This is a genomic window from Isobaculum melis (assembly GCF_900111355.1).
GTDB classification, from domain to species: Bacteria; Bacillota; Bacilli; order Lactobacillales; family Carnobacteriaceae; genus Isobaculum; species Isobaculum melis.
In genome coordinates this window covers 26,569-46,149 of the sequence record NZ_FOHA01000011.1, presented here as the reverse complement: position 1 = coordinate 46,149, position 19,581 = coordinate 26,569, and the positions used below count along the sequence as shown (strand labels likewise).

Genomic DNA, 19,581 nt, shown 5'->3' with positions numbered 1-19,581 from the left:
AACATGGTAGATAAAAATGAATTTTTAACAATTTTAGCAGAAATTACAGGTGAAGATGAGGTCAAAGAGGATTTAGATTTTCCTTTATATGATTCAGGTGTTTTAGACTCACTAGGAACTGTGCAATTATTAGTTGAGATTGAAGCTCAAATGGGCATTCAAGTTCCTGTATCTGATTTTGATCGTGATGAATGGGCGACACCAAATAAAATGTTGGAACAATTAGAGCAATTAAAATGAGTTTTAAGAAAAAACTTTTCTTATCGATTGGCCCGCTTTTCTGTGCATTGCTCATTTTTACTGTGCTGATTTTCGCCCCATTCAATTTTAGAAATGTTGGTCAAAAGGAAATAGACAATGCAAAATCAAGTTTAGAAACCAATGTGATAAAAGGTCTGATGATTTCACAAGCAGCGATGAAGGAAAAGAATATTGTACCTTTCTATGGTTCTTCTGAACTCTCTAGATTTGATGCTTTTCATCCATCTGTGCTTGCTGAAAAGTATGATCGAAGCTATCGTCCTTTCTTAATTGGAAATGCTGGGATGCAATCCCTTTCTCATTATATGTCGATTCAAGCCTTAGGGGATACGCTAGAAAATAAAAAAGCTGTCTTTATTGTTTCTCCACAATGGTTTGTTAAAAATGGGGTTTCAAATGAGGCTTTTGGCGCTCATTTCTCTAGCTTACAATTATATGAATTTATTATGAATGGTGAGCCAGATTCTGCAGAACGAAGATTTGCTGCAGAACGCTTATTAACATTTGATTCATTGGATTTAAATAGAGAGTTGAAGGATGCTTTAACGACGATTAAAGAGGGGAAAGAAGTCTCTAGCCATCTCATTAATAAAATGAAGTTTAGAAGAAAAATTTTAGAGCGTGAAGATGATTTATTTGGTGTGACACGCTTTAGTGGAAACGAAGGTAAAATTGAGAAGCAACAAAAAGTTTTACCGACCAAATATGACTTTGATGCGCTAGATAAATTAGCCATGTCAATTGGTGAAAAGGAAGCAAATAACAATCCTTATCAATTAAAAAATAATTTTTATACCAATCGTATTATGGCTGATGAAGCTGCCTTAAAAGACTCTCAAAAGAAATTTAATTATGAATTTTCTCCAGAATTTTCTGATTTCCAATTGATTTTAGACCGCATGGCAAAAGAAAAAATGCAACCACTTTTTGTGATTCCACCAGTGAATTCAAAATGGATTGCCTATACCGGACTGAGTCAAGAGATGTTAGATCATTTTACGAAGAAAGCAATCTATCAATTAGAATCACAAGGATTTCAAGTGTTAGATTTATCTAAAAATGGTAATGAAGATTATTATATGGAAGACACCATTCACTTAGGATGGAGAGGCTGGCTAGAAATGGATCAAACAGTTGCACCATTTTTAGAAAATGATCAACCAGCTGTTGACTACCAAATGAATGAGAAATTTTATACAAAAGAATGGCAAAATTTGCCCATCTCAGAAATTGATTCTTTTATTAAACCATAACAACTGAAGATCTGCTTTCACTATTCATTTGATGAATGGCTGAAAGTAGATTTTTTTATCAGCCAAATAAATGAGCTAAATTTACAACTTTAGTTGGATGTTCCTTTCGCTAAAAATGACTATACTATTCATAGACAAGTAATGTTTTTGTAATCTTAATGATTTATTGACGAAATAAAGTTGAAAAAAATTGTTAAAGAGTATAGAATTTAAAAGTGATGGCTATTAAATCATTTGGTATTTAATAGAAAGGAGATGAGCATATGAAGATTGGTATTTTTACTGATACCTATTTTCCTCAAGTGAGTGGTGTTGCAACATCTGTTAAAACACTAAAAGAAGAGCTTGAAAGAAGAGGACATCAAGTATACATTTTTACAACATCAGATCCCAAAGCAGATGAGTATGAAGAAAATATTTATCGTTTGCCGAGCATCCCCTTAATATCATTTAAGGAAAGAAGGGTTGCCTTTAGAGGATTGGTACCAACAATTCAAAAAGCGAAAAAATTAAAATTGGATATTGTCCATACACAAACTGAATTTGGTGTGGGATGGGTAGGAAAATTTGTCGCATATAATTTAAAAATACCTTGCGTTCATACCTATCATACAATGTATGAAGATTACCTACATTATATTGCAAAAGGGAAGTTATTGAAGCCGACCCATGTCCGGATGATTACCCGTGCTTTTTGTAGCCGAGTCGTAGGGGTGATTGCTCCTAGTAATCGAGTGGTGGAACAATTAGAAAAATACGATATTTATAAGCCTACTGCCATTATTCCAACTGGTGTCAACTTAAATGAGTTTAAACCATCTGAGCAACGTCATATTCGACAAGAATTGGGTTTATCAGAGGAACAGCCAGTTATTTTATCTTTAAGTCGATTGTCACAAGAAAAAAATATTGAAGCCATTATTCAAGCGATGCCAATTTTGGTTCGCGAAAAACCAGATTTAATCTTAGTAGTTGTTGGTGAGGGTCCACAAAGAGCAGTGTTAGAAAATCTTGTAGACCAATTAGATGTCACGCAATCCGTTATTTTTGTAGGAGAGAAGAAAAATGAAGAGGTAGGCCACTATTACCGAATGGCTGACTTATTTGTAAGTGCCTCTGAGTCAGAATCACAAGGTTTGACTTATATTGAGGCGTTAGCTTCTCATACAAGATGCTTGGCTAAGGAAAGCCCTTATACCAAGAGTTTATTATCTGATCCATCACTTGGAACCACCTTTAAGACAGATGATGTATTAGCGGCTGGTGTATTAGAAGTATTAAATACACCTATTGGAGAAACCGATGAACAAATATTAAATGAGGTTCTTTATCAAATATCCTCTACTTGCTTTGGTGCAAAAGTAGAAGAATTTTATTATAAATCAATTGAACGTTATGAATTAAATAAAAAAGATAAAATTAAACCCATTAAACGATAGGAGGAGCTACACATGCTGGAGATTACAATGTTTTCTTCTGCGGATAAAGTAAAAGGTCAAGGTGTAGGTAGTGCCTATTTAGAATTATTGAGTTTATTAGACAAATATCATGCTGATAAGATAAAGGTTAATATTAACCGTTACTCAAAAACAGATATCAGTCATTATCATACAATTAATTTTCCTTTTTATCTGACAACCTTTTTTAAGAAAAGATATGGCAGAAGAATTGGTTATGTCCATTTTTTACCAGAAACTTTAGAAGGCAGTATTAAATTACCAAAACCTATTCAATGGATTTTTAATAAATATGTTGTGTCATTTTATAAAAGAATGGATCAAATTGTTGTGGTTAATCCAAGCTTTATTCCAAAACTTGAAGCTTTGGGGCTTAAGAATAATATTGCTTATATTCCTAATTTTGTTTCTAAAGCACAATTTCATGAACTTTCAGCCAGTGAAAAAAGTGCTTTTCGTGCAGAAAAAGAGATTCCTGCTGATCAATTTGTTGTATTTGGAGCTGGTCAAATTCAGGAAAGAAAAGGGATTTTTGACTTTATTCAATTAGCAGAAGAATTACCTGATATTCAGTTTATTTGGGCAGGTGGCTTTTCATTTGGAAAAATTACAGATGGCTATGAGCGCTATAAGAAAATTTTAGATAATCCACCAGCGAATGTTTATTTCCCAGGGATTATTGATCGTGATGAGATTATGAAATATTATAATATTGCGAATATCTTTTTATTACCATCCTATAATGAGCTATTTCCAATGTGTATTTTAGAGGCTTTTAACTGTCGTACACCGATTTTACTACGAGACCTACCATTGTATGAATCAATTATTACAGGGTATTATGAAGCAGCGAGTGATGTGACAGAAATGAAACAAAAAATAATTGAATTAAAAGAGAATCCAGCTTTTTATGAAGCATTGAAAGAAAAGTCAGCTGCTGGTGGTGCTTATTATTCAGAAGAGCGCTTAGCAAAAATTTGGCTTGATTTCTATACGGAGCAATCTGAGAAGAGGTGAATAAATGAGCAAGAAGAATAAGTGGGCGCTAGGGATTATTCTAGCATTTGGATTATTTATTTTCTTAAGAGAGTTTCGTGATTTATCTTTCCACGAAGTTTTAGAAGAGTTACAGCACTTAAACTGGATTTGGGTGATTGTAGGCTTATGCTGTATGCTCATGCATTGGGCAATTGAAGCTAAAATTATTCAAGGATTAATGAAGCGAACAAGAGAAAATTTTTCTTTTAAAAATGCGGTAAGAATTCCTTTGATTGAACACTTATTTAATGCCATTACACCTTTTTCAAGTGGTGGACAGCCTGCACAGCTAATCGCAATGGTAAAATCAGGTGTTGATGCAGGGATCAGTGGTTCGGTGTTACTGATGAAATTTGTGGTTTATCAATCTATGATTGTGATTAATTTTTTACTTGCTTTAGCCTTAGGATTTCATGTTTTAAAAGCACAGATTGATGAGCTATCTTATTTTATTCTTCTGGCTTTTGTGATTCATGCAGTGGTTATCTCAAGTTTACTATTGGTTACTTTTTGTTATCCAGTGGCCAATAAATTGGTTCAATTAGCGATTAAACCATTAGCCTTTTTTAAAAGTGAAGAGCAGTTTAAAAAATTACAATCAGATATGACAGATAAAGTAAAGAATTTTTATGAGGAAAGCAAATATATTCGTTCGCAAAAAAAATTGTTGCTTAAAACGAGCTTATTAACGTTTATCCAATTAATTTTTTATTTTGTGGTACCATACTTTATTTTATTAGCCTTGGGGATGACCCATGTCAATATTATGACGATTATTATTCTTCATACGTTTATTATCATGATTATTTCATTATTTCCAATTCCAGGAGGCGCAGGTGGAGCAGAGTACAGCTTTACACTGTTATTTGGTAGCATGGTTACCTCTCCCGAAAAGCTGGTGATTGCCTTAATTTTATGGCGTGTGATTACACATTATACGGGGATTTTGTTAGGGGTTGTGGCACTAGGTGTTCAACCAACTACTGAAGCGGAAGAAGCAAGTTCTTTGGTAACAGAGAAAATTAAGTGAAAATTGGTGGAAGATGAATAGGATAAAACTCAAAAGTTTTATCCTATTCATGTAAATTGCCTTGATGAATGGTGGACAAAAGTCAGACTTTTCGGAAATTTCAAAAAATCCAACAAATACAAAAAGCGTATTGGTTGGATTTTTCTCCAATTTCTCAAGCCTTAACGACTTTTGTCTCAATCTTGTTTTTATTTTCTAGAAAAAGGGGTCGATGAAAAATGAAGAAAATAGGATTTATTGGTACAGGTGTTATGGGTGCATCTATTGTGAAGCATTTATTGAAGGCTGGTTACGCAGTGAATGTATATAATCGAACAAAAAGTAAAGCAGATGAAGTGGTTGCCCTTGGTGCAGTTTGGCAGGACACTCCTGCATTGGTGACTAAAGCCAGTGATGTTGTATTTACGATTGTTGGCTATCCTCAAGATGTTGAAGAAGTCTATGTGGGAGAACAGGGGATTTTCAGTGAAGCAACACCAGCCCATATTTTAGTGGATATGACAACAAGCACCCCTACATTAGCAAAAAAATTGTATCAGCTAGGAAAAGATCAAGGCATAGCTGTTTTAGATGCACCTGTTTCAGGTGGGGATCTCGGGGCAAAAAATGGCACTTTAACAGTGATGGTTGGTGGAGATCAAACTGCCTATGAGCAAGCTGCACCTATTATTGAGGTCTTCTCTGGAAAAATGAATTTACAAGGACCAGCTGGTAGTGGACAGCATACAAAGATGGCGAATCAAATTATGATTGCTGGAACAATGGTTGGCATGAGTGAATTGATGGTCTATGCAGATAAAGCTGGTTTAAATGTGGAAAAAGTGCTAGATACAGTGGGTGGCGGTAGTGCTGCCAATTGGTCTCTTGCTAATTATGGACCACGTATTTTAAAGCAGGATTATTCAGCAGGATTTTTTGTGAAGCATTTTATTAAAGATTTAAGAATTGCTTTAGATGAAGCTGATAAGATGGGGCTTACATTACCAGGAACAGCATTGGCTGCTCAACTTTATGAGCAATTAGCTGAGGCCGGCTTTGAAAATGACGGCACACAAGCTTTAATTAAGCTCTGGTGGCACTCAGGAAAACCAGAAGCGTAAACAAAAGACTCTTATGTAGTGACCTGCAAAAGTTACATCCAATCGTTAACTTTTGTAGGTCGGCTCATCAAGAGTCTTTTTTATGCAGTCTGACATTTTTCCATATATTCTTTTAATCGTGTCATAGCTTCTCTTAAGGTTTCCATGCTAGTTGCATAGCTTAATCTTACATATCCTTGGCCAGCTTCCCCAAAGGCTGAGCCTGGAATCATGGCAACTTTAACCTTTTCAGCAACATCCACACAAAAGTCCATACTATTTTGAAGATAACCAGCAGGAATTTTAGCAAAAATATAAAAGGCACCACTTGGTTTTAAAATAGCAAAGCCCATTTGTGTCATGGCATGATAAAGAAAGTCTCCTCGTTCTTGATAAGCCTCTTTCATTACAAGTCCATCATCAATCCCAGTTGTCAGCGCAGCAATTCCAGCTCTTTGAGAAATAGAAGAAGCACTGGTAACCAAATATTGATGTACTTTAAGAATTTGCGCCATTAATGGTTGTGGCGCAAAAAGAAACCCAATTCGCCAACCTGTCATAGCATGAGATTTTGAAAGGCCGTTAATCAATAAGGTTTGCTCTCTTAAATACTTCGCAATAGAGACATGCTTTGCACCATAAGTCAGTTCACTATAAATTTCATCACTAATGACTAGTAGCTCATATTGACGTAAAGCATCTGCTAAGGCGATGACTTCAGCTTCTGTGTAAGTTGTGCCAGTTGGATTACTAGGATAATTAAGAATAATGGCTTTCACCTCGTTCCCATGAAGTGCCATGGTCTCATGAATCATTTCGGGTGTTAAAACAAAATGATTGCTTGTGGTATCAATATAAACAGGTGTTGCCCGATTTAAGGTAATAATCGGTTCATAGCCAGGATAAATAGGGACAGGCATTAGCACTTTATCTCCAGGGTTTAAAATAGCGCTCAAACTTGCAGCAATGGCTTGACTTGCCCCAACTGTAATCACAATCTCTGAAGCAGGATCATAAACTAAACCATATTTTTTTGCGACAAATGCTGTTGCTGCTTGTCTTAATTCCATATCCCCAGCCATTGGTGAATAATGCGAAAAGTTTTGCTCAATGGCCTCCATAGCAGCCTCTTTAATATGGTCAGGTGTATTAAAATCAGGTTCCCCAATCGTTAACTTAAGCATGCCTTCAATTGGAGAAACACGTTCATCAAATTGTCTAATATCAGAAACTTGAATAAAAGCCGTTTGTTGATTAAATAAATTCGGTAATTTTTCCATCGTATTCCTCCTATGTATTCTAGTTAGCCATTATTTTATCAAAAAAAGCTAGGAATCACTAGTTAAATTTAAGCAATTATTTTTTTATTGAGAAAATGATGAGAAAAAAAGAAGGGATTCGCCTCATTTAAGGAAAGGATAAGCCTGATAGCGTAAGGGTAGTTTCCATCTTTTTATAGAAAAGAAAAAATGAATGTAGAAGATTTACTTTTTTTATAGAACTGAAAAGTAAATTCTGTTAGAATGTAAAAGACGAAAGTTGGAAAGGGGCAATACACAATGAAATCTTCACAACTAGTTGCGATTATCCGTAGGTTAGAGGCGATGCGCGAATCAACAGATGCAGAAGTTCAAGCACGTCGATTTGAAAAGGATGGAAAAGAGCGTTGTTTAGTTCAATACGATGCTAAAACTGAAACGTTTGAATTGGAAGAGTACGTTTATCATCAAACATACCAATTCGATGATATAGATTTAATAGCAATTGAAATTTTTGAATTGTTACAAGACTAAGATTGAGTAGAGAAGCTAGCGCTTAAGCGCTGGCTTCTTTCTTTTTTAACCTTATGAAAAGCTTAACTTTTTTTTCTTGAATCCTTAAATAAATAAGAGTAAGCTTTCTGATAGAATGAATGAGGTTTGGAGGAGGTTAGCAACAAATGAAAAAAGAAAACTTTAACATTAAAAAAATATTGAATAACCGGATTGGATTTTTTGCTTTAGCGCTCATCCTATTTTGGGCAAAAACCTATATTGCCTATCGCACCAAATTTTCATTAGGTGTTAGCGGTATGATGCAGCATTTCTTGCTATTGATGAATCCAATCAGCTTTGCGTTATTTTTATTTGGGATAACGTTTTTCTCAAAAGGAAAAAAATCTTATATTATGTTGCTTGTGATCGATTTGATTCTCACCATTTGGCTGTTTGCAAATATTGTGTATTACCGCGAATTTTCAGATTTTTTAACAGTTAATATGATTAAAAGTGCAGGTAGTGTTTCAGCAAATATGGACTCAAGTGCTTTAAGCTTAATGGTGCCATCTGACTTCTTTGTCTTTCTTGATGTGATTGTGCTAACAGGGTTACTACTATTTAAAGTAATTAAAATCGATCCAACTGGTTTGAAAAAAAGATATGGTTTCTTGACACTAGCTGTTGCTATGACATTATTTGCAGCGAACCTAGGTTTAGCAGAAATGGATCGTTCTGGTCTATTAACACGAACTTTTGACCGAAATTATATTGTGAAATATTTAGGGTTAAATGCTTTTACAGTGTATGATGGGGTACAAACAGCGCAAGCAAATGCTAAGCGTGCCAATGCAGATAGTAGTGATATGGATGAGGTGCTAGCCTATACACAGCAAAATTATGCAGCCCCAAACCCGGATTATTATGGTGTTGCTAAAGGTAAAAATGTGATCATTATTCATTTAGAGAGTTTCCAACAATTTCTATTTGATTACAAAGTAGATGGTCAGGAAGTTACCCCTACCCTTAATCAGTTTTACCATGATAGCCAAACGATGAGCTTTGATAACTTCTTCCATCAAGTGGGACAAGGAAAAACAGCAGATGCTGAGATGATGTTAGATAATTCCTTATATGGGCTTTCTCAAGGCTCAGCAATGGTTCAGGTGGGAACTGACAATACGTATCAAGCAGCGCCTGCGATTTTAGCGCAACAAGGTGGCTATACAAGTGCCTCTTTTCATGGAGATGTAGGAAGCTTTTGGAATCGAAATAATGCCTATAAATCATGGGGCTATGATTATTTCTTTGATGCACAATATTATTCTGAAAATGAAGCCTATAAATTAGGCTATGGCTTAAAAGATAAGATTTTCTTAAAGGAATCTGCTCAATATTTAGAACAATTACAGCAACCTTTTTATGCAAAATTAATTACAGTAACCAATCATTATCCCTATCCTTTAGATGAAGCTAATGCAGCTTTTCCAAAAACAACAACTGGGGATAGCACTGTAGATGGTTATGTTCAAACAGCCCATTATTTAGATCAATCCATTAACGAGCTGATGACCTATTTGAAAGCATCAGGTTTATATGACAATTCAGTGATTTTAATGTATGGGGATCATTATGGGATTTCTGGAAACCATGGTGAGGCGGTTTCTCAATTATTAGGAACAGAGGAATATAATGATTATGATGATGCGATGTTCCAAAAGGTACCACTGATGATTCATATGCCAGGTTTAAAAGGAGGAATCAATCATACCTTTGGTGGTGAAATTGATGTCTTACCAACATTGATGCATTTACTGGGAATGGATAATAAAGAATATGTCCATTTTGGTTCTGATTTATTGTCTCCTGAACATCAAGGTTTAGTTGCTTTTAGAAACGGAAACTTTGTTGCAAAAGATTATACTAAAGTTGGAAGTAAAGTCTATGACACAGCAACAGGGACTTTAATTGAGCATTTAACAGAGGAGCAAAAAGCTCAGATTGAAAAAGAAAAAGAACAAGTTGAAAAAGAATTATCCCTTTCTGATCAGGTGCAGATTAGTGATTTGTTGAGATATTACACACCGTCTGGCTTTACACCAGTTGATAAAAGTCAATACAATTACACTTATCGCTTTGGGATGGACTTATTAAAAGAAACTTCTGAGGAACTAGGAGATCAATCAACTAGCTTGTTAGATCAGAATAAAGGGCAGTCAACAGTTGAAAAATATCAAACAGATGCACCAGAATTAAAAGAATAAAAAGAAACGCAAAAGGAGAAGTGAAGCGCCTTTTGCGTTTTTTTTGCATGCTATGCTATTGAATCAAGTGTCCCCAGAATTTTTGTGCCATGTAACTCTTTGACTTGTAATGCTTCAGCAATAGCTGGCGCATTTTCATTTGTGATACCACCACCAGGTAAAATAATGAGGCGATTGCCCGCGTATTGAATCGTTTTTTTGAGTCGTTCAAAATTCTCTTCAATCGCCGAACCAGTAGGCCCACCATGAGTTAGAATACGATGGACACCTTGCTGAGCAAGCCAATCAATTGCTGCTAATTGTTTATTTTCGGGAATTGCATCAAAAGCCATATGAAAGGTAATTTCTAAGTTTTCAGCGGCTGCTAATAACTGTTGATTGGCTGCTTCGTCTAGCCAGCCATCTGCTTGTAAACATCCCAACACAATACCTGAAACACCTAATTGTTTAGCCATCTGAATATCTGCTAACATCATCTCAATTTCATCTTTCTGATAAACAAAGTCTCCACCACGAGGACGAGTAATAGCCATTACTGGAATATTTTTATTTTGAGCGTAGCGAATGGTTTGCTTCATCACACCATAAGAAACCGTTGTCCCACCAACCGCTAAATTATCACATAACTCAATACGATGCGCCCCTTTTTCAATCGCACTTTTCACATGAGTAAAATTTTCTAGACAAACTTCTTTGATCATCTTGAGCTCCCCTTTTATCCACCTAAATCAGTAACAGTATACCATGTTTTCTACTGATAGAAAGAAATCATTAAAACTTCTCTTATAAAGCAGTTAAAGGAAGTTGAATCTTATTGAAATTTTGCCATTTTAGAGTATAATTGAATAGATAATCATAATGAGGGAGACAAGATGAGGAAGCTCCCTCTTTAATGAACAGATTGCAAAATAAAGGAGTCAGTATGTTTAAAAAATTTAAGCCAACCTGGATGGTAGAAGCCATCTATCAAATTACCCCAGAACAGTTAAAAGCACATGGCATAAAAGTTGTGCTAACAGATTTAGATAATACGTTAATTGCATGGAATCATCCAGAAGGTACAAAAGAAATGCATGAGTGGATGCAGCAAATGGAAGCTGCACAAATTCCAGTTGTGGTTGTTTCTAATAATAAAGCAGCGCGTGTTGAGAAAGCGGTCAGCAAATTAGGGCTTCCTTATATTGCCCGGGCAATGAAACCTTTTACAAAAGGTTTTAAAGAAGCAGAGCGCCGTTTCGATTTACCTAAAGAAGCCTTTTTAATGGTCGGTGATCAAGTGATGACCGATATTCGTGGTGCAAATGGAGCGGGTATCAAGACCGTTTTAGTGAAACCAATTGTTGAAACTGATGCTTGGAATACAAGAATGAATCGTTTTATGGAACGTCATATTATGAATCATTTAACAAAAAAGCATGAGGATATGAAGTGGAGGAAAACAATTCATGAGTGAACAAAATGAAGCATTACGCTGTATTGGTTGTGGTGCAGTGATTCAAACTGAAACAAAAGATACGCTAGGTTATACACCAGAAGGGGCTTTAAAAAAAGGGCTAGAAACAGGTGAAGTTTATTGTCAGCGTTGTTTTAGATTGCGTCATTACAATGAAATTCAAGATGTTCATTTAACAGATGATGATTTTCTACGTTTGCTAAATGAAATTGGTTCACAGGATGCATTGATTGTGAATGTGATTGATATTTTTGACTTTAATGGCAGCTTGCTTCCTGGTTTACATCGTTTTGTTGGAGATAATCCTGTTTTATTAGTTGGAAATAAAGTCGATTTATTGCCACATTCATTGAAGCGTGGCAAAATGACACAATGGCTGAAAGAGCGTGCCCATGAAGAGGGCTTACGTCCACTTGATGTTTTGCTAACAAGTGCCATGAAGCCAAAAGAAATGGAAGCATTACTAGAAAAAATTGAGACTTACCGTGCAGGAAAAGATGTTTATGTAGTAGGGGTAACGAATGTTGGAAAATCAACTCTCATTAATCAAATTATTAAAAATACGGCTGGTGTTCAAGATGTGATTACAACCTCACAATTCCCAGGAACGACTTTAGATAAAATTGAGATTCCTTTAGATGATGGACAGTTCTTAATTGATACACCAGGAATTATTCATAGACACCAAATGGCTCATTATTTAGGGGATAAAGATTTAAAATTAATTGCGCCTAAAAAAGAAATTAAGCCAATGGTTTATCAATTAAATGAAGAACAAACCCTATTTTTTGGTGGGGTTGCCCGTTTTGATTATATTAAAGGTGGTAGACGTTCTTTTGTTTGTTATGTATCCAATGATTTAAAAATTCATCGCACAAAACTGGAAAAAGCAGATGAACTTTATGCCAAACATGTTGGAGAAATGCTACAACCACCTCGTCAAGATGAAGTACAGGATTTTCCTGAGCTGGTTCGTTTTGAATTTACAATTAAAGAAAAAACCGATATTGTCTTTGCAGGACTTGGCTGGGTAACGATTGCTGAACCAGGTGCAATTGTTGCTGGATGGGCACCAAAAGGCGTCGATGTTGTGATTAGAAAATCTCTAATTTAAGAGAGAAAGAGTGAGAAAATGGAATTAAGAGGAAAACAAAAAAGTTATTTACGTAGTAAAGCGCATCATTTAACACCGATTTTTCAAATTGGAAAAGGTGGATTAAATGAACAGATTGTCCGTCAAGTTGGAGAAGCGTTAGAGAAACGTGAATTGATTAAAATTAATTTATTACAAAATACAGATGAAACAGTTGAAATTGTCGCTACTGAAATGGAACAAGAATTGAACTGTTTAGTGGTTCAAATCATTGGTCGCGTATTGGTATTATACAAGCCTTCAAGCCAAGAAAAATACCGTAGAATTTCAACAACAATCCCAAGATAGTGAAAGGTCGGATGTTGAATGAAAACTTCATTACAGGTTTTAACAGAAAGTAACATTCAAACAAATCGAAATAAACGAAAACAGGTCGGAATTTTAGGTGGAACCTTTAGTCCACCACATATTGGTCACTTGGTAATGGCTGATCAAGTCTATCATCAACTAGGATTAGATTGTGTCTATTTTATGCCAGATTTTGTCCCACCTCATGTAGATAAGAAAGAAGCGATTGCAAGTGAACACCGAGTAGAAATGGTCAAACGAGCGATTCAGGGGCAGCCACATTTTGCCTTAGAGCTAAATGAAATTGAGCGTGGTGGTAAAAGCTATACTGTCGATACAATGAAAGAGCTGATGAGACAGCATCCAGATACAGATTATTACTTTATTATTGGTGGCGATATGGTCCATTATTTACCAAAATGGTATAAAATTGATGAGCTGATTCAGCTGGTTCAATTTGTTGGTGTGGGGAGACCTCATTATACAAAAGAAAGTCCTTATCCAGTTCTATGGGTAGATTCTCCAGAGATTGATGTCAGCTCTACCCTATTAAGAGAAAGAATTGCTACACAGTGTCCGGTGCGCTATTTGATACCAGACGCAGTACTGGCTTATATTCAAGAGAAGGGGCTGTATCAAGCATGATGACCTATACCAATCAATACACAACCGTTACAAGAGAAGCTTTGTTGGCTCATGTACAATCTAAAATGAGTACAAAGCGCTTCAAGCATGTCTTAGGTGTTGAAAAAACAGCCATAGCCTTAGCTGAAAAATATGGTAGCAGTGAAGAAGCAGCAAGTATAGCCGCTTTAATTCATGATTATGCCAAAGAATTACCCATGTCTGAGATGAAATCAGTGATTGAAACAGCTGGCTTAAATCCTGAGATGCTCAACTTTGGTAGTGAAATTTGTCATGGACCAGTTGCTACTGAATTAGCCAAAAAAGATTTTGGCATTACAAGTGAAGATATTTTAAATGCCATCCGCTACCATACAGTGGGTGCTGTTCAGATGAGTTTACTAGAAAAAATCATATTTGTTGCAGATTTTATTGAACCTGGAAGAAGCTTTCCAGGAGTTGACACGGCAAGAGCAATTGCCAATCAAGACTTGGATGAAGCGGTTTTATTTGAAATGAAGCATACCTTAACGTATTTAATTTCAATTGAAGCACGCATTTATCCAGAGACGATTCTGGCCTATAATGCTTGGGTTACAAAAGGAAAGAAAAACTAAGGAGGAAACACATTGACGATTTCAAGTGAAGAAATGTTAAAAATAGCTGTTAAAGCAGCAGATGATAAAAGAGCGGAGGATATTCTGGCACTAGATGTGCGTGGTATCTCAATCTTAGCGGATTACTTTGTGATTGCACATGGAAATAGTGATAAGCAAGTAGAAGCGATTATGAATGAAATTATTGACCAAGAAGAAGCGGCAAAAGTAACGGTTAAACGCGTTGAAGGAAGAGAAGAAGCAAAATGGATCCTGGTTGATTTAGGGGATGTGGTTGTGCATATTTTCCATTACTCTGAGCGTTCTTATTACAACCTAGAGAAAATTTGGGGCGATGCACCATTAGTTGATATTCATGACATGGTGCAATAAATGAGCTATCAGGTCTTTGCACAAGTTTATGATGCGATTATGGATGAAACCTTATATGATAGGTGGGCACATTATGTCGCACAAACCATGCCACACTCACAAAGTAGTATCCTAGAATTGGCATGTGGCACTGGTGCTTTAGCGGTTCATTTAAAAAAACAAGGATTACAGGTAACAGGCTTAGATTTATCAGAAAACATGTTAACCCTGGCACAAGATAGAGCATTAGCTGCTGGGGTGGAGCTACCTTTAATTGAAGGCGATATGTTAGATTTAACGGAGATTGGCACCTTTGACATGGTGACCTGTTTTTCTGACTCTCTTTGTTATATGCCAGATGAGACAGCGATCAAAAAGGTGTTTGAGCAAGTCTTTCAAGTACTCAATCAAGAAGGCGTTTTTGTTTTTGATGTTCATTCACTTTATCAAATGGATCAAATTTTCCCAGGTTATATGTTTAATGATAACCAAGAAGATATTGCTTTTATGTGGCAAAGCTATGCAGGAGAAGTGCCTCATAGCGTCGAGCATGAACTAACCTTTTTTGTTTATGAACCAGAAACAGCAAGCTACCAAAGATATGATGAGCTCCATAAGGAACGTACCTATGAGTTAACCGTTTATCAGCAGCTATTAAAAGAAGCTGGCTTTCAAAGTGTGACCTGCACAGCTGAATTTGGGCAGGAAGCAATGCAAGAAACAAGCACACGCTGGTTTTTTGAATGTAAGAAATAATAATGAAGAAGAAACGTATTTACTACGCTTCTTCTTTTTAAAAACTTTTAACAAAAAAATACATATTATATAAATAAGGGAAGGATGGTGCGATAAATGTTGAATGATGCTTTATCAGTCTTAAAACAAAATTTTGGATATGATCACTTTAGAGAAGGACAAGAACAAGCCATTACTCAATTATTAGCGGGGAAAAATACTTTAGCCATTATGCCTACTGGTGGAGGAAAGTCTTTATGTTATCAGGTTCCTGCTTTATTATTTGACCATCTGACAATCGTTGTCTCCCCTTTAATTTCTTTAATGAAAGACCAAGTCGATGCGTTAAATGAGCAAGGCATTGCTGCGACTTTTATTAATAGCACACTATCTAGTGCAGAAACCAATCATCGCCTTGATTTAGCAGCAACAGGAAAGCTTAAAATGCTTTATATCGCACCAGAACGGATTGCAACAGAAGGATTTAATCGTTTGCTAAATGAGGTTACCATCTCTTTAATAGCGATTGATGAAGCCCATTGTATTTCACAGTGGGGACATGATTTTAGACCAAGTTATCTCCATTTATGCGATGCCATTGAACAAATTCAACCTAAGCCCTTATTAGTTGCCTTAACAGCTACAGCCACACCTTCTGTTTCTGAGGATATCATGAAACTCTTGCAGATTCCGGCTGAGAATAAAGTCCAAACAGGTTTTGAACGAGATAATTTAAAATTTATGCAAATCAAAGGTCAAGATCGTGATGCCTATTTATTGGATTATATCCGCACAAATCATAAACAATCGGGGATTGTTTATGCAGCAACGAGAAAAGAAATTGAGCGTCTTTATGAGCTGCTACAAAAAAATCGGATTAAGGTTGGTAAATACCATGGTGGGATGTCAGATACAGAACGTAATCACTGGCAAGAGCAGTTTTTATATGATGATATTCAAGTAATGGTCGCAACCAATGCCTTTGGAATGGGCATTAATAAATCCAATGTGCGTTATGTGATTCATTATCAGATGCCGCGTAATATTGAAGCTTATTATCAAGAAGCAGGGCGGGCAGGAAGAGATGGCTTGCCTAGCGACTGTATTTTATTATTTGCCCCACAGGATATGCGTATTCAACAATTTTTGATTGAACAATCGGATATGGAAGAGGAAAGAAAGCAAAATGAGTATGCCAAACTACGGAAAATGACCCAATATGGCTATACTGAAATTTGCTTACAGCGCTATATTGTCCAATATTTTGGCGAAGAAGGTTCTGACTGTGGCAAATGTGGCAATTGCCTGGATACACGAGAAGCCATAGATATCACAGAGGATGCTCAGAAAGTCTTTTCATGTGTCAAAAGAATGGGGGAACGTTTTGGAAAAGCGATGGTCACCAAAGTCTTAACAGGTTCAGCTGACCAAAAAATCAAACAATGGCAGTTTGAAAGCTTGTCCACTTATGGCTTAATGAAGGCTGTTTCCCAAAAAGAAGTGATGCAGCTGATTGATTATTTAACTGCTGAGCGTTATTTAATGCCATTAGATGGGCAATTTCCAACCTTAAAATTAACCCATGAAGCAGTAGCCGTCTTAAAAGGTCAGCAAAAAGTCACACGTAAACAAGCCAGAAAAGTAGTGCAAGTAGCTGTTGATGATGTTTTATTTGACCGACTAAGAGAAATTCGTAAAGACTTGGCAACAGAGCAAAAAGTGCCACCATATGTTATTTTCTCAGATGAATCGTTACGAGAAATGTGTCACTATTTACCTAAAGATGATCAAGCCTTCCTTGCGATAAAGGGTGTTGGACAAAATAAATTAGAAAAATATGGAGAAATCTTTATGGCAGCAATTGCAAATGCGCCAGAGGTTGAGGAGTGATTGTATGAAAAGTTGTGGTGTGATTGTCGAATATAATCCTTTACACAATGGTCATTTATATCATTTAGAGCAAGCGAGACAACGAAGTGGTGCAGATGTGATTGTAGGTGTGATGAGTGGTTCCTTTTTGCAAAGAGGAGAGCCAAGCTTGTTAGATAAATGGACACGAGCTCATTTAGCGCTTGCAGCAGGAGCAGATATGGTGGTTGAGCTACCAGTTGCCTTTGCCATACAACCAGCCGATTATTTTGCAAGAGGAGCGATAGGCATCCTTCAGGCGCTTCAGGTGACTGATTTATGCTTTGGTAGTGAAACAGGGGAAGGCGCTGCCTTTGAGGAGCTAGCGGCCCTTGTGAATGAGCAACAAGAGGTGCTAGATCAAGCCTTCAAAAAAATCACCAACAAGCGTTTATCTTATGCTGAAAAAATGAGTCAAGTTTATCAAGAAGTTTTACCGCAGCAGCTAATTGATTTACAACAGCCTAATAATATCTTAGGATTTTCCTATGCAGTGGAAAATCATCGCTTGAAGAAACCAATGACCCTCCATTCAATGAAGCGAGAGCAGGCAGGCTATCATGATGCAGCCATTACAGCAGAAATTGCGAGTGCAACAGCAATTCGACAAGCGTTATTTCAAGCAGGTCAACAAGTAGATTGGGCAAAAACAGTTCCGACTTATACAGAAGCTGCTTTAAAAACCCAGGAGCTCGTTAACTGGTCAGCTTATTGGCCGTTATTACGTTACCAAATAGTATCAGCTAGCCTTGAAGAATTAAGGGCAATTTATCAAGTCAATGATGGTTTAGAATATCGTTTAAAAGAGCAGATTCTTAAAGCTGAAAACTTTGAAGACTTTGTCACACTTGTAAAGAGTAAACAAAACACTTGGGTGAAAATCCAAAGAATTTGCCTTTATATTTTACTAAACATCCAGCAAACAGAGATGCTCTCTGCAATGGAAAAACCTGAATATATTCGTCTTTTAGGCTTTAACCAAAAAGGCAGACAATTTCTGAAGCAACAAAAGAAAAAAATTGCTTTACCAGTCATTACAAATATTGATAAAAAAAATGAAGCATTGTTATCATTAGATATTCGAGCAGGACAAGTTTATCAAATGGTAAAAAAAGAAGCAGCCATTCCACTGGATTATTATCGCAAGCCAATTATCTTACCTTAGCTGTAAAGGATAAAGCATTGACAAAGAGCGGAATTGTTAGTATAATACTTCTTGTTGCTTTAAGGAGTGATGGAGAATGAAATGGTCGTTAGTACAATTACAAAGATATCAGAATGAACCCTTGATTTTTACTGAAACAATTGATTTAAAAGAGCAATTGATGAAACGTGAAAAAGAGCTACTTGATGTCTCACCAATTACAGTAGAAGGTACTGTTTTAGTTGAGTCACAACAAATAATTGTCGATTTATTTGTAACTGTAGATTTAACATTGCCATCTGCTCGTTCATTAGATCCTGTTGTTTATCCAATGGGTATCAGAGTGAATGAAGTATACGTGCCAAAGAATAGCAAGCGTTCTGAAACAATCGAAGATGAGGACAATAGCATTATTTATTTAGAAAAAGATGTGATTGACTTATATGAAGCTGTTGAAGATGGGATTTTACTTCATATCCCTTTGCAAGTATTTGCTGAAGGTGAAGAAGAATTAGAAATGCCAAGCGGCAATGATTGGGAAGTGATTTCACAATCAGATTACGAAGCACGAATGAAAGAAAAGCAAGAATCAAAAATTGATCCTCGTCTTGCTGGTTTAGCGGATTTACTTTCGAGTGAAGAAGAAGACTAAGCAAGGTTGGAATAAATAGGGCATGCTTTACACCTAGGAACAAGCATGATCCCGCAATAGACTAAGGAGGTGTATCGAATATGGCAGTACCTGCAAGAAGAACTTCAAAAGCGAAGAAAAGAATGCGTCGTACACATAAAGGTTTAACTGTACCCGGCATGACATTAGATCGTGAAACAGGAGAATACCGTATGTCTCACCGTGTTGCACCAAACGGAACATACAACAACAAACAAGTGATTGGCGAATAAGGCACAATCCAAAAAAACAACAAGGGAACATGTACCTTGTTGTTTTTGTTTTTTTATCTAGTCTAAATCTTGATAATCAAGGGTTTAGCTTGTTTTTTTACTATTAAAAGGAACAAAAAAGGAGCATTAAACTTTATTACTATCTCGTTTAGTCATGCAATTTTCTAATCAAAGAAAAGACTCGCTTTCTTATTATGGAAAAATAATATTTACAAGCGCATGTTCCTATGCTATCTTATTGAGTGATTGTGTGGTTTTGTGTTTAAAGA

General features: G+C 36.2%; 21 protein-coding genes. 19 read left to right on the top strand and 2 right to left on the bottom strand.

Annotated elements, in window-relative coordinates; all coding sequences use genetic code 11:
- Positions 1–3: 3 nt before the first annotated feature.
- The 6 genes from dltC (at position 4) to BMW29_RS09120 (ending at position 6,139) form a co-directional block, all read left to right on the top strand.
- Positions 4–240, top strand: a complete 237-nt coding sequence (dltC, locus tag BMW29_RS09145; RefSeq protein ID WP_092652641.1) for a D-alanine--poly(phosphoribitol) ligase subunit DltC — start codon at positions 4–6, stop codon at positions 238–240.
- Positions 237–1,514: a D-alanyl-lipoteichoic acid biosynthesis protein DltD gene (gene dltD / locus BMW29_RS09140; RefSeq protein ID WP_092652639.1), complete on the top strand. Its 1,278-nt coding sequence runs from the start codon at positions 237–239 to the stop codon at positions 1,512–1,514. Before dltC ends, dltD begins: the two co-directional genes overlap by 4 nt.
- A gap of 263 nt (positions 1,515–1,777) precedes the next feature.
- Entirely contained in the window at positions 1,778–2,953 is a 1,176-nt protein-coding gene (locus BMW29_RS09135; protein WP_092652637.1) for a glycosyltransferase family 4 protein, read from the top strand.
- Positions 2,954–2,965: 12 nt separating this feature from the next.
- Positions 2,966–3,988, top strand: a complete 1,023-nt coding sequence (locus BMW29_RS09130) for a glycosyltransferase family 4 protein (protein WP_092652635.1) — start codon at positions 2,966–2,968, stop codon at positions 3,986–3,988.
- A gap of 4 nt (positions 3,989–3,992) precedes the next feature.
- The gene (locus tag BMW29_RS09125; RefSeq protein WP_092652633.1) at positions 3,993–5,039 is read left to right on the top strand and encodes a lysylphosphatidylglycerol synthase transmembrane domain-containing protein; all 1,047 of its coding nucleotides are present in this window, start codon (positions 3,993–3,995) and stop codon (positions 5,037–5,039) included.
- Positions 5,040–5,257: 218 nt separating this feature from the next.
- Positions 5,258–6,139 carry an NAD(P)-dependent oxidoreductase gene (locus tag BMW29_RS09120; protein ID WP_092652631.1) on the top strand — a complete coding sequence of 294 codons (882 nt, stop codon included), beginning with the start codon at positions 5,258–5,260 and terminating at the stop codon, positions 6,137–6,139.
- Between the two features lie 80 nt (positions 6,140–6,219).
- Here the strand turns inward: BMW29_RS09120 and BMW29_RS09115 are convergent, their stop codons facing one another.
- Positions 6,220–7,398: a pyridoxal phosphate-dependent aminotransferase gene (locus BMW29_RS09115; RefSeq protein WP_092652629.1), complete on the bottom strand. Its 1,179-nt coding sequence runs from the start codon at positions 7,396–7,398 to the stop codon at positions 6,220–6,222.
- 279 nt (positions 7,399–7,677) lie between these two features.
- On the opposite strand from BMW29_RS09115, the gene BMW29_RS09110 reads away from it, so the two are divergent.
- Positions 7,678–7,911, top strand: coding sequence for a YkuJ family protein (locus BMW29_RS09110; RefSeq protein ID WP_092652627.1), 234 nt, complete (start codon positions 7,678–7,680; stop codon positions 7,909–7,911).
- A 146-nt stretch (positions 7,912–8,057) separates the two neighbouring features.
- Complete coding sequence (locus BMW29_RS09105; RefSeq protein WP_092652625.1) at positions 8,058–10,136, top strand: LTA synthase family protein; 2,079 nt, start codon at positions 8,058–8,060, stop codon at positions 10,134–10,136.
- Between the two features lie 50 nt (positions 10,137–10,186).
- Here BMW29_RS09105 and BMW29_RS09100 read toward each other — a convergent pair whose 3' ends face one another.
- On the bottom strand, positions 10,187–10,837 hold the full coding sequence (locus tag BMW29_RS09100; protein ID WP_092652623.1) for a copper homeostasis protein CutC: 651 nt from the start codon (positions 10,835–10,837) through the stop codon (positions 10,187–10,189).
- 221 nt (positions 10,838–11,058) lie between these two features.
- Between BMW29_RS09100 and BMW29_RS09095 the strand changes: the two genes are divergently transcribed.
- From BMW29_RS09095 to rpmF, 11 genes are all read left to right on the top strand, one after another.
- Complete coding sequence (locus BMW29_RS09095) at positions 11,059–11,589, top strand: YqeG family HAD IIIA-type phosphatase (protein ID WP_092652621.1); 531 nt, start codon at positions 11,059–11,061, stop codon at positions 11,587–11,589.
- A complete protein-coding gene (yqeH, locus tag BMW29_RS09090) occupies positions 11,582–12,703 on the top strand; it encodes a ribosome biogenesis GTPase YqeH (RefSeq protein ID WP_092652619.1) in 1,122 nt (373 codons plus the stop codon). The genes BMW29_RS09095 and yqeH overlap by 8 nt, the downstream gene beginning before the upstream one ends.
- Before the next feature lie 18 nt (positions 12,704–12,721).
- Positions 12,722–13,030: a ribosome assembly RNA-binding protein YhbY gene (gene yhbY / locus BMW29_RS09085; protein WP_092652617.1), complete on the top strand. Its 309-nt coding sequence runs from the start codon at positions 12,722–12,724 to the stop codon at positions 13,028–13,030.
- 18 nt (positions 13,031–13,048) lie between these two features.
- Positions 13,049–13,675 (top strand): nicotinate-nucleotide adenylyltransferase, encoded by a 627-nt coding sequence (locus BMW29_RS09080; protein WP_092652615.1) that lies wholly within the window; start codon positions 13,049–13,051, stop codon positions 13,673–13,675.
- Positions 13,675–14,271, top strand: coding sequence for a bis(5'-nucleosyl)-tetraphosphatase (symmetrical) YqeK (gene yqeK, locus BMW29_RS09075; protein WP_092652731.1), 597 nt, complete (start codon positions 13,675–13,677; stop codon positions 14,269–14,271). Before BMW29_RS09080 ends, yqeK begins: the two co-directional genes overlap by 1 nt.
- Positions 14,272–14,304: 33 nt before the next feature.
- The gene (gene rsfS, locus BMW29_RS09070) at positions 14,305–14,643 is read left to right on the top strand and encodes a ribosome silencing factor (protein WP_092652729.1); all 339 of its coding nucleotides are present in this window, start codon (positions 14,305–14,307) and stop codon (positions 14,641–14,643) included.
- Complete coding sequence (locus BMW29_RS09065; protein ID WP_092652613.1) at positions 14,644–15,378, top strand: class I SAM-dependent DNA methyltransferase; 735 nt, start codon at positions 14,644–14,646, stop codon at positions 15,376–15,378. It abuts the gene before it with no gap.
- Positions 15,379–15,477: 99 nt separating this feature from the next.
- Complete coding sequence (gene recQ, locus BMW29_RS09060) at positions 15,478–17,247, top strand: DNA helicase RecQ (RefSeq protein ID WP_425431601.1); 1,770 nt, start codon at positions 15,478–15,480, stop codon at positions 17,245–17,247.
- A gap of 4 nt (positions 17,248–17,251) precedes the next feature.
- Positions 17,252–18,430, top strand: coding sequence for a nucleotidyltransferase (locus tag BMW29_RS09055; RefSeq protein ID WP_092652609.1), 1,179 nt, complete (start codon positions 17,252–17,254; stop codon positions 18,428–18,430).
- A 76-nt stretch (positions 18,431–18,506) separates the two neighbouring features.
- Complete coding sequence (locus BMW29_RS09050; RefSeq protein WP_092652608.1) at positions 18,507–19,061, top strand: YceD family protein; 555 nt, start codon at positions 18,507–18,509, stop codon at positions 19,059–19,061.
- Between the two features lie 80 nt (positions 19,062–19,141).
- Entirely contained in the window at positions 19,142–19,312 is a 171-nt protein-coding gene (gene rpmF, locus BMW29_RS09045) for a 50S ribosomal protein L32 (protein ID WP_092652606.1), read from the top strand.
- Positions 19,313–19,581 lie beyond the last annotated feature (269 nt).